At 61.3% G+C, this 10,000-nt stretch carries 10 protein-coding genes; 9 read left to right on the top strand and 1 reads right to left on the bottom strand.

The features are described 5' to 3' along the window. From LDL37_RS01790 to LDL37_RS01780, 3 genes are all read left to right on the top strand, one after another. Nucleotides 1-1,034, top strand: a 1,034-nt coding sequence (locus tag LDL37_RS01790) for an oligopeptide transporter, OPT family (RefSeq protein WP_290793441.1), incomplete at its 5' end; no start/stop codon positions are given. Nucleotides 1,035-1,079: 45 nt separating this feature from the next. After that, nucleotides 1,080-1,667: a TetR/AcrR family transcriptional regulator gene (locus LDL37_RS01785; protein WP_290793438.1), complete on the top strand. Its 588-nt coding sequence runs from the start codon at nucleotides 1,080-1,082 to the stop codon at nucleotides 1,665-1,667. A gap of 313 nt (nucleotides 1,668-1,980) precedes the next feature. Next, entirely contained in the window at nucleotides 1,981-2,400 is a 420-nt protein-coding gene (locus LDL37_RS01780) for a RidA family protein (RefSeq protein ID WP_126424084.1), read from the top strand. Between the two features lie 68 nt (nucleotides 2,401-2,468). On the opposite strand, the gene LDL37_RS01775 is transcribed toward LDL37_RS01780, so the two are convergent. Further along, complete coding sequence (locus LDL37_RS01775) at nucleotides 2,469-4,637, bottom strand: TonB-dependent receptor (RefSeq protein WP_290793434.1); 2,169 nt, start codon at nucleotides 4,635-4,637, stop codon at nucleotides 2,469-2,471. Nucleotides 4,638-5,128: 491 nt separating this feature from the next. On the opposite strand from LDL37_RS01775, the gene LDL37_RS01770 reads away from it, so the two are divergent. The 6 genes from LDL37_RS01770 (at nucleotide 5,129) to LDL37_RS01745 (ending at nucleotide 9,911) form a co-directional block, all read left to right on the top strand. Then, nucleotides 5,129-5,569, top strand: a complete 441-nt coding sequence (locus LDL37_RS01770; protein WP_290793431.1) for a glycine zipper 2TM domain-containing protein — start codon at nucleotides 5,129-5,131, stop codon at nucleotides 5,567-5,569. Between the two features lie 204 nt (nucleotides 5,570-5,773). After that, nucleotides 5,774-6,226, top strand: coding sequence for a glycine zipper 2TM domain-containing protein (locus LDL37_RS01765; RefSeq protein ID WP_290793428.1), 453 nt, complete (start codon nucleotides 5,774-5,776; stop codon nucleotides 6,224-6,226). Nucleotides 6,227-6,598: 372 nt separating this feature from the next. Next, entirely contained in the window at nucleotides 6,599-7,264 is a 666-nt protein-coding gene (locus tag LDL37_RS01760) for a response regulator transcription factor (RefSeq protein WP_290793425.1), read from the top strand. A 49-nt stretch (nucleotides 7,265-7,313) separates the two neighbouring features. After that, the gene (locus LDL37_RS01755; RefSeq protein ID WP_290793422.1) at nucleotides 7,314-9,230 is read left to right on the top strand and encodes a sensor histidine kinase; all 1,917 of its coding nucleotides are present in this window, start codon (nucleotides 7,314-7,316) and stop codon (nucleotides 9,228-9,230) included. A gap of 52 nt (nucleotides 9,231-9,282) precedes the next feature. Continuing rightward, the gene (locus LDL37_RS01750) at nucleotides 9,283-9,525 is read left to right on the top strand and encodes a type II toxin-antitoxin system prevent-host-death family antitoxin (protein WP_290793419.1); all 243 of its coding nucleotides are present in this window, start codon (nucleotides 9,283-9,285) and stop codon (nucleotides 9,523-9,525) included. Next, complete coding sequence (locus LDL37_RS01745; protein ID WP_290793416.1) at nucleotides 9,522-9,911, top strand: type II toxin-antitoxin system VapC family toxin; 390 nt, start codon at nucleotides 9,522-9,524, stop codon at nucleotides 9,909-9,911. The genes LDL37_RS01750 and LDL37_RS01745 overlap by 4 nt, the downstream gene beginning before the upstream one ends. Nucleotides 9,912-10,000 lie beyond the last annotated feature (89 nt).

Below are 10,000 nucleotides of genomic sequence, written 5' to 3'. Positions count from 1 at the left end.
GCCTGATCTCGGTGCTGCTGCTGGTGCCGGCCGGGTTCCTGATGGCGAGCTTCCTCAACGGGACGGCCATTGCCAGCCTCAGCCTGCCCCTCGTGGCGCTGGGCGTGCTTTACCTTGCCATCGCCGGTCTGCTGGCCGCCGCCGTGTGCGGCTATATGGCGGGCCTGATCGGGTCGTCCAACTCGCCCGTGTCGGGCGTCGGTATCCTCAGCGTGCTGGGGGCGGCCCTGCTGATTGGTGCCGTCGGTCACACGATCAGCGGCCCGGATGTGGGTCAGGCCCTGACGGCCTTTGCCCTGTTTGCCACCACCTTCGTGCTGGCCGTCGCCGTCGTCGGTAACGACAACCTTCAGGACCTCAAGACCGGGCAACTGGTCGGGGCGACGCCGTGGAAACAGCAGGTGGCGCTGGTCATCGGCGTGATCGCCGGGGCGGTGGTTATCCCGCTGGTGCTTAATCTGCTCAATGAGGCCTTCGGGTTTGCGGGTGACCCCAACTATCGCGGCATTACGGGCGAACCGCTGGGTGCGCCGCAGGCGACCCTGATCTCGACTCTGGCCAAGGGAGCCATTGGTGGCAGCCTGCCGTGGGGTTTGCTGGGGGCCGGGGCGCTGATCGGGGCCGGGCTTGTGGCCTTTGACCTTCTGCTGCGCAAGGTGACGAACGACAAGTACAGCCTGCCGCCGCTGGGGGTGGGGCTGGCCATCTATCTGCCGTCGGCGGTGACCGCGCCGGTGGTGGTCGGGGCCTTTGGCGGCTGGCTGTTTGAGCGGCTGGTGCAGGGTAAGCCGTGGGCCGAACCGGCTTCGCGTCTGGGGGTGCTGATCGCCTCAGGCTTTATCGTCGGCGAAAGCCTGTTCAAGGTGGTGCTGGCCGGGGTGATCACCTTCACCGGCTCCAAGGCCCCGCTGGCTATCCTGCCCATCCCCTACGGCGAAGAGACGGCGATGGTCATTGCGCTGGTGCTGGCCGTTTCCGGGGTGGCCGGGCTCTATCGCTGGTGCGCCGGGGCGGCGAAAAAAGTACAGGGCTAATCATGCCTCGGTTGTCACCCTGTCCATCAGGCGTTACGTAGGAGCATGACGCCGAGCCCGGACCTTCTCAATCGCGTACAGACCGCTTTCCTTAGCCGGGGTTTCCAGAAACTGACCATGGAAGCCCTGGCCGAGGGCTGTGGGTTTACGCGCCGCACGCTCTATAACTATTTCGAGAACAAGGACGATGCCTTTCGCGCCATGTTCCGCCAGCATAATCTGGAGCTGATAGACAGGTGCTTTGCCGCGGCCCACAATGTGCGTGAGACGGGCGGCGATGTGCTGGACATCTTTACCACGATGATCGATATTCGTTACGGGGATACCTGGCGTCTGATCCAGCCGTCGCCGCACGCGCTGGAGATCAAGGCGACGGTGTTTCGCATCTGCACCGACATCATGATCGAGCTGGCAACGGCGTTTCAGGCCGATCTGGCGGCCTTTATTGACACGCTGGCGGCGGAAGGGACATTGCGCCTCAAAGGCGATTACAGCGCCGCCGAACTGGCGCAGATGCTGGCCGATGCGGCGCGGGGCGTCAATGCGGTCTATCCGCTGCTGCCGCTGGAGCATCTGACGTTACAGTACCGGCGCATTACCCGCGCCATCCTGTATGGCTATCTTGAAGCCTGAACGCGATTATCCGAAAAATTTCACAAAGAGGTTGAAATTGTGAAATTTTTGCTTGCGCCTTAACCGTGATCACGTTATCAAAACCGCCGATACGGGGCGGGGATACCTCTGCATCAGTATCTGTATTTAGATCATTTCCATTACGCTTTTTATTCCCCATCAACGCCCTGTCAGGTCCCGACAGGGCGTTTTTTTTTGTTGCTCGATCGGGCATCAAAAAAAGGTGCAGGGCTTGTCAGGGCGAGCGCAGATCATCAAAATCGCTGCATACAGTCCCGGCGGGCCTCTGCCGGGCATCACCGGAGTCCAAGCCATGAGTTTGCCTGAAATCCCCGTGAAGCCGGTCCATGCGGATGGCGTCACCTACTACATGCACCCGCACCCCCGTTCGCCCTTTTCCGAAGCGGTTCAGGTGGGCGGCGTCCTTTACCTGTCGGCCATGATCGGCCTCGATGCGCAGGGGCGGCTGGTGGACGGCTTTGAGCCGCAGGTGCGTCAGATCATGTCCAATTCGCAGGCTATCCTGCGCCGCTACGGGCTGGGGCTGGAGCACGTGTTCAAGACGACCGTGATGATGAAGGACATGGCCAACTGGAGCGCTTTCAACCGCCTGTACAAGCCCTATTTCCACCCGACGCGCCTGCCGGTGCGGACCGCCTTTGGCGTCAGTGATCTGGCCTACGGCGCGGAGGTCGAGCTGGAATTTCAGGCCTATGTGCCGCACGGGGGGTAATCAGACGCGCAAACCATAAAAAAAAGGCCGGTGTGAACACCGGCCTTTTCTTGTTTATGCAGAGACGCTTAGAAGGCCTTCTTCAGCGAGAGGCCATAGGTGCGCGGTTCCGACACCATGACCGTCAGGTTGTTGAAGTCGATCCCGCTTTCGGCCACGATATTGTCTTCGAGGTTGCGCACATAGGCGGCGATTTCCAGACCGCCCTTGGTGACGTAACCGCCACGCAGGCCCGTCTGGGTGAACGACTTGCCGGTGAACTCGGTCGCTTCATAGAGGAAGAAGTTGATTTCCGAGCGGTAGGCCACGTCGCCATAGACGAAGAAGCGGCTGCCGTCGCCCATCGGCCAGACGTACTGGGCCGTCAGGTTGGCCACCCATTCCGGGGCCTGGGGCAGGGGGTTGCCGTCGATATAGGCATAGCGCGTGCCACCCGACACATAGGTGCGATCCAGCGGCGTACACAGGCCCGAGCCACAGGTGGCCACGGCGGTCACCGGGTCCTGAATTTCCGTGCCGTTATAGCTGGCGCTGGCCGTCAGCAGCAGGTTGTCCGTCGGCTTGAACGACAGGTCGGCTTCGATGCCGCGACCGATGGCTTCCTTGGCATTGATCAGCTTGGCCGAGTTGACCGCGCCGCCGACGGCGGTGATCTGAAGGTCCTTGGTCTTGAAATAATAGGCCGAGACGTCGTAGCGCAGCATCTTGTCAAAGGCGTAGCCCTTGAAGCCGGTTTCGTAAGACGTCGTGGTCTGCTCACCGGCCGTGGTCGGCACGCCGCCAAAGTTGACGCGGTCCTGAATCGCCGGGGCGAGATAGCCGGTGGCAAAGCGGGCGTACCAGTTGAGCGTCGGCGTAATCACATAGGTGGCGCTGAGGTCGCCGGAGACATTGTCGCCATCGACCTTGGTGGTGATGGGCAGGGCCTTGCCGGGGAAGACGGCGCGGCCCCAGACGATGTCCTTCTTTTCGTCCGAGGTGTAGCGCAGGCCGGCGCGCAGGGTCAGGGCCTCGGTGGCCTTGTATTCCGCCGAACCGAAGACGGCGAAGCTGGTGCCGTGGTTCTTGTGGCGCACGTCGCCATTGTTGAGATAATCCAGCTCGTTATACTTCAGGACCTGGTCGAAGTAGTAGAGGCCGAACTGACCGCGCCACTTGCCGAACTGCTCGGTTTCAAAGCGCAGTTCCTGCGAAAACTCTTCCGGCTCGGTCGTACCGCCGGTGGCGACGGGGAAGAAGGTGCCGTAGAGGGTGGGGGCGACGATGGTCGAGACGCCGCCGTCGATATCGCCGGAGCTTTCAGTCTTGGCGCGCTCATAGGCGGTGATCGAGTGCAGCGTGCCCATGCCGTCGAAGGTGTAGCTCAGTTGCAGGTTGGTGCCGAACGAGTCGAGCGACTGGCTGATGAAGGGGCTGTCGAGGCGGACCTTTTCGACATCGAAGCCGGTGTTGAAATCGTTGGTGCCCGGCTTGATGGCGCTGGCGCGGAACAGACGCGGCGTACCGTCCAGCGTGCGGCCATGCACGTTGAGCAGGGCCTCGAAGTTACCGCTGACGTAGCGCATCTGGCCGCGCAGCGCGATGTCTTCGTAGCCTTCCAGCTTCTTGCCGTTGGCAAGGTTGGTCACCCAGTCGTCGCGGCGCTGAATGATGCCCGACAGACGGCCGGAGAAGCCATTGCCCAGACCCCCGGTGACCGCGCCTTCGGCATTGACGGTGCCGAGGTTACCGGCGGCGACGCTGTAATAGCCGCCAAACACCTCCGACGGCTTGGCCGAACTGAGCTTGACGACGCCCGACGGCGTGTTGCGCCCGAACAGCGTGCCTTGCGGGCCGCGCAGCACTTCGACGGCGGCAAGGTCGAAGATCGGGAAGGATTTCAGCATCGGGTTTTCCAGCGCCACGTCGTCATAGACGACGGAAACCGGCTGAGAGGCGTTGGGATCGAAGTCGGTATTGCCCAGACCGCGGATGTAGAAGCGCGGGAAGGTTCGGCCAAACGACGATTCGACGTTCAGCGACGGTGTGCGCGACGCCAGCACGCGGATGTCGAGGCCCGACGAATTGATGACATCGAGCTTGGTGCCCGCCAGCGACGACACGGCGACCGGCACGTCTCTGGCCTTTTCCAGACGGCGCGACGCGGTGACGACGACTTCGGTCGTGGCGCTGTCCTCGGCCTTGGGTGAGGTGTCTTCGGCGTGGGCCGCGCCGACCAGCGCGGTCAGGGCAAGCAAAGAGACGCCGCCTAGACGGGCGGAAAAACGGCGCGCGGTGCGCGATTGGATTGGGTGCATGACGGTCCTCGGAGCAATAACTTGCCCCTTCCGCAGCGTTTATGTCCCTGTAGCCCCGTGTTCCCCCGGAGTCTTGGCTAAAGCTAGCATAGCATGTCGCTTTTGCAACGAAGCTGTGTCGAGTTTGTAACATTGATTTCCAACTATGGCTTTTTGGCCATGCCCTAGTATCGTGAATTTTGAAGTTCGCTTCATTTTGATATCGAGAGCCGAGCGAACTTCAAATTCAAAAACGATACTAGATACAATAAGTTGCTAGTGTCCTGTTGAATCTGAAATTCGCCAGAGGGCGATATCAAGCGCATGCGAATTTCAGATTCAGGACACTAGGGTCAAGTTGGCCTTATCGGCTTTCTTATGGGGTGGTGGCGCGCGCGCATCGAAACCTTAGAGCTGGCGCGCCACTCTCACCGCGGAAAGTGAGGTGCATTATGAACGGATCGCTTAAATATACCTTTGGCGCGCTGCTGGGCGCCGCCACCCTCGGTCTGGCCTTGCCTGCCGCCGCTCAGAGCTATGACGGCTGGTGTTATCAGAAGGGCAGTTCGGCCCGCACCAAGGGCACGGTGATCGGGGCCGCCGCCGGTGGCGTGCTCGGCAATGTCGTCGCCGGTAAGGGCAACAAGACCGAAGGCACGATTCTGGGGGCCGTGGTCGGTGGCGTCATCGGCAATCAGGTCGCCAAGAAGAACAAGGAAAAGGAAACGGCTTCGGCCAACTGCCTGAATAGCCGCTATTACGTCTATGACCGCGGCTATTATGAGCCGCCATCGCCGCCCGACGGTTATCGCATCGCCTATTTCACCCAGCGTCCCTATTACAGCTCGTACTGGGTCAAGCGCGACGGCGAGGATTATCGTTATCGTCGCTGATCAAACGTCAGTCGTTGAATGAGAAAACCCGGCCGCAGCGCCGGGTTTTTTGTGTCTCGTCGCCCCTTGACGTAATTGCGTCACAGCTCTGTTCAATATTCCGGGAAGTTTTTTGAACGCACCTGAACACCGCTGTTCAGTCCCGGTTCAGCGGGGCGGTGACAATGTGCAGGTCACAACGCATCATCCAAAGGAGTATTTTCCATGTCCCATATGTCCGCCAAACTGATCGCCGGTGGCTTTGCCGCCGTCCTGGCTCTCGGCGCTGTGGCCGCCACGCCGGCCGCCGCGCAGAACTATGACGGTTTCTGCTATCACAAGCAGCAAAACACCAAGACCAAGGGCACCATCATTGGGGCTGTGGCCGGGGCTGCCGTCGGCAATGTCGTGGCCGGCAAGGGCAACAAGACCGAAGGCACCGTTCTGGGGGCCGTGGTTGGCGGCGCGATCGGCAATCAGGTCGGCGAAGAAGTGAAGGAAAACAAGGTCCAGCAGTGCCTGAACAACCAGTATTTTGTTTTTGACCGCCGTGAATACGCCCCGCCGCCCGCGCCGAAGGGCTATGCGGTCGCCTACTATACGCAGCGTCCGTACTACAGCACCTACTACACGCACCGTAACGGCCGCGTTGTGGTGTGGACGCCGCGCCGTCGCTAAGACAAAGGCAAAACGCCCGAGCGGAGTCTGCTCTGGTCACAAACGCAAAACGCCCGGCTTTGGCCGGGCGTTTTTTTACGCAGAACTGCGAACATAACTTAATAAAAAAAGGAGCCGGTGGGGTCACCGGCCCACTGAAGAATAGGGGCAAATTGAAACGAGAATAACTCAAACGCCATCCAAATAGATTGCGCGGCGACCCATCTTCCGGAAGAGCCACGATCAACACAAAAACACGGACAATTCCGCCTGGCTATACCGCCTATATGGGAGGGGCTACCATAAACCGGTGATGCCGATTGTGAGGGGAGGGGGGGCATGTTACACCCGATATCAAGGTCATTTGAAAACCCGCAGGTACAGTTCGTTTACATGTCCGAGTCCCGTCTGGTCCTTATCGAGGACGATCCCTTTGTTCGCCGTCATATCGCCACTCTGATCGAGGCGGCGCCGGACATGCGACTGACCGGAGAAGCGGGGAGCGTGGCGGAGGGGTTGAGCCTGCTCGATACGGCCCCCGATCTGATCGTTCTCGATCTGGGGCTCAGCGACGGCAGCGGCCTTGAGATCATCAAGGCGGCCCGTCAGCGGGGCTTGCCCACCCGCATCCTTATCCTGACGGTGTTCGGGGATGAAACCTCGGTCATTTCGGCCCTGACGGCGGGGGCTGACGGCTATGTGCTGAAGGACAGTGCCGAGAGCGAACTGATCGGCAGCATCCGCCACACCCTGAACGGCGGCTCGCCCATTTCGGCCCCGGTGGCGGCCTATCTGCTGCGCCATATCCGCAAGGACGCGTCGCTGGCCATCGTCGCCGAACCGGAACTGGCCGAAGATGCACCGGGTATCACGCCGCGCGAGATCGAGCTTCTGTCGCTGCTGGCCAAGGGGCTGAGCTACAAGGAAGCGGCCGGTGTGCTGGATATTTCGCACCACACGGTCGGCACGCACGTCAAGGCCATCTATCGCAAACTGGCGGTCAATTCGCGCTCGGAAGCCGTGTTTGAAGCGGTGCGCAGCGGCCTGATCCGCATGTAGTTTCGCCCGGCGGCTTGTGATCCCTGCAAACCTGCGGTTATGGTGAGGCATGTTTCGCCTTCCGACCGCTGCGCCCTGGACCCATCTGTGCCGCGCCCTGTGCTGGGCGCTGGTGGCGCAGATCGTGTTCTGGAGCCTGTTGTTTACCTTTGCCCGCAAGCCGTTGCCGTCGGAAACCACCGAAGCCTATCGCGTGCGCGAGGTCTATATGCGGGCCGTGGACGGCCTGACGCCGCAGGCCTTTCCGCTGAGCCAGATGACGCTGCTGCCGGACGGCATGACCCCCATGCCGGAGGACTTTGCCAATGTCTGCGTGCGTGGCGCGACCTTTCCGGCCTATCAGATTTCCTTTCTTCTGAGGCCGCAGCCGGACCGCGGCTTTGAGGCCCTGTTCCTGCCGGTGATCCGGGACAATTACGCCGTCTATCTCAATGGCCACCTGCTGGCGCCGCCGCGCGGGCAGTTCGGCTTTCCGTCCAGTCACGACGGTTTGCGGCCGCAACTCCTGAGTCTGACGCCGGACAGGCTGCGCTCAGGGGAAAACCGGGTCGATATCGTTGCGGTGGCCAATGGTTGCCACCCGCATATGAAGGGCGTTTTGTTTGGCCCGGAGACGGATTTGCGTCAGCTTCAGGATCATCGCCTGATGACCACCCTTGGTATGCCGCTGATCACGGTGATCGCGGCCACCCTGCTGAGCATGATTGCCGCCGCCCTGTTGCCGATCAGCGGTTATAACCGTCTGTTCCTCAGCGTCACCCTGTTCATGGCGGCGCTGGCGGTACGGGGGGCCAGCTTCATGTGGCACGGCAGCGCCCTGCCGGATGCCCTGCATGACACGTTGTTGTCGATCATTTCCGGGCTGACTATGGGGGCGACGGCCTATTTTCTCAAAAACTGGACCTCGGCCCCGGATCGTCATACGCCCATCATTGTGGGCGTCACGCTGGCGGATGTGGCGCTGCTGCTGATCGGGTGGGTCGCGAAGCAGAGCTGGTTGCCGACGGTGACCGAGACCCTGCTTATCCTTGTCTGCTCGGCCTATTTCCTGCATCGCATGTGGGTGCTGGCGCAGTCTCAGCCGCAACTGCTGTTGCGTTCCTTCCCCTTTCTGTCGATCGGGCTGGTGACGACCCTTTATGATCTCTACCACGGCCTGTTCGGTCTGGCGCGGCCGCTGACGGCGGGGCTCTACTTCCCCTTTGTAATCATTGCCGGGATCGCCATTGACCTGGTGACGCGGGGGTTTGAGCTGTACCGCACAGCCGAAGAACAGCGCGATGATCTGGCGCGGCAGGTGCGCGACCGTGAAGCCGAAATCCGCGCCTCCTATGCCCGGCTTCAGGAGCAGGAGCAGCTCAACGCCGTCAATGCCGAGCGGCAGCGCCTGATCCGCGACATGCACGACGGGGTAGGCGGGCATCTGGTCAGCCTGCTGATGCAGCTCAAGCTGGGGGCCGTGCCGGCAGAGACGATGCGCGTCAATATTCAGGCCGCCGTGGATGACCTGCGCCTGATCATCGACTCGATGGATTCGATGGGGGATTCGCTGGAGGTGGGGCTTGCCATCTTCCGCGAACGGATGCGCCCGCGCCTTCAGGTGGTGGGGGTGGAACTGAACTGGCGCAACGCGCTGGAAGCGGAGCCGCGCGGCTATCGGCCCAACGAAATTCTCAATATTTACCGTATTTTGCAGGAAGGGGTTACCAATGCGCTCAAACACGCGCAGCCGAAAACCATTGACCTCAGCCTGCGCGCCGACCCGGACCAGCCGGGCTGGCTGATCCTGACGCTCAGTGATGACGGGGTGGGCTTTGCCACCGATGAGCGCGCCTCTGCCGGGCGAGGCCTGAGCCACCTGCGCCGCCGCGCCCAGATGATCGGTGGCCGCATCGACATCGTGTCGGCACCGGGCAGCGGGACGACGATCCGCCTCTACGTGCCGCCGCCGTCACCTGCGTCTTGATATGACGGCCATAATAAACTAAACTAAGCGGACTTGGTTTAATGAGGTGGCTATGATCACGGTCAATATACACGAGGCCAAAACCCACCTGTCGCGGCTGGTGGAACAGGCAGCCAAAGGCGAAAGTTTCATCATCGCCAAAGCGGGTAAGCCGGTGGCGCGGGTAAGCGCCATCGACGCGCCTGATCGGGCACAGGTGCGCCGTCTGGGGTTCCTAAGCGGTCATATCCGCACGCCGGACGATTTTGACCGTATGGGCGAAGAGGAGGTCGCGCGCCTGTTCGGTGGCGCATGAAACTGCTGCTCGATACGCATATCCTGCTGTGGGCGGCGGGTGAGCCGGAAAAACTGCCGCCTGAGATAAGGCGCCCACTCGAAGACCTGGAAAACACGCTGCTGTTCAGCGCCGCCAGCCTGTGGGAGGTCGCCATTAAACGCGGGCTGGGGCGTGAGGATTTTCAGGCCGATCCGCGTCTGTTGCGGCGCGGACTTCTGGATAATGGCTATGTCGAGCTGCCGATCCTGAGCGCCCATACGGTGATGGTCGATACCCTGCCGCCTATCCACAAAGACCCGTTCGATCGTCTGCTGGTGGCGCAGGCCCTGTATGAAGGTGTGAAGCTGATCAGCGTCGATCCGCAGGTATTGCGCTATTTCGAGGCGTCTGCCTCTTCCCTGTGAAAGCCGGCCCCGCTATAGGGTGAATATGACCGACTCTGCCTCCAGATATATCCAGGGCCGCACCGGCCCGTGGGAACTCGTTATCGGCC

Source organism: Asticcacaulis sp., assembly GCF_020217185.1.
Lineage (GTDB): Bacteria > Pseudomonadota > Alphaproteobacteria > Caulobacterales > Caulobacteraceae > Asticcacaulis.
This window is presented reverse-complemented; position numbering and strand designations above follow the sequence as displayed.

Coding starts and splice junctions, on each gene's coding strand:
- LDL37_RS01745 (WP_290793416.1), top strand. CDS start 9,522: ATGAAACTGCTGCTCGATACGCATATCCTGCTGTGGGCGGCGGGTGAG.
- LDL37_RS01760 (WP_290793425.1), top strand. CDS start 6,599: ATGTCCGAGTCCCGTCTGGTCCTTATCGAGGACGATCCCTTTGTTCGC.
- LDL37_RS01785 (WP_290793438.1), top strand. CDS start 1,080: ATGACGCCGAGCCCGGACCTTCTCAATCGCGTACAGACCGCTTTCCTT.
- LDL37_RS01780 (WP_126424084.1), top strand. CDS start 1,981: ATGAGTTTGCCTGAAATCCCCGTGAAGCCGGTCCATGCGGATGGCGTC.
- LDL37_RS01765 (WP_290793428.1), top strand. CDS start 5,774: ATGTCCCATATGTCCGCCAAACTGATCGCCGGTGGCTTTGCCGCCGTC.
- LDL37_RS01750 (WP_290793419.1), top strand. CDS start 9,283: ATGATCACGGTCAATATACACGAGGCCAAAACCCACCTGTCGCGGCTG.
- LDL37_RS01755 (WP_290793422.1), top strand. CDS start 7,314: ATGTTTCGCCTTCCGACCGCTGCGCCCTGGACCCATCTGTGCCGCGCC.
- LDL37_RS01770 (WP_290793431.1), top strand. CDS start 5,129: ATGAACGGATCGCTTAAATATACCTTTGGCGCGCTGCTGGGCGCCGCC.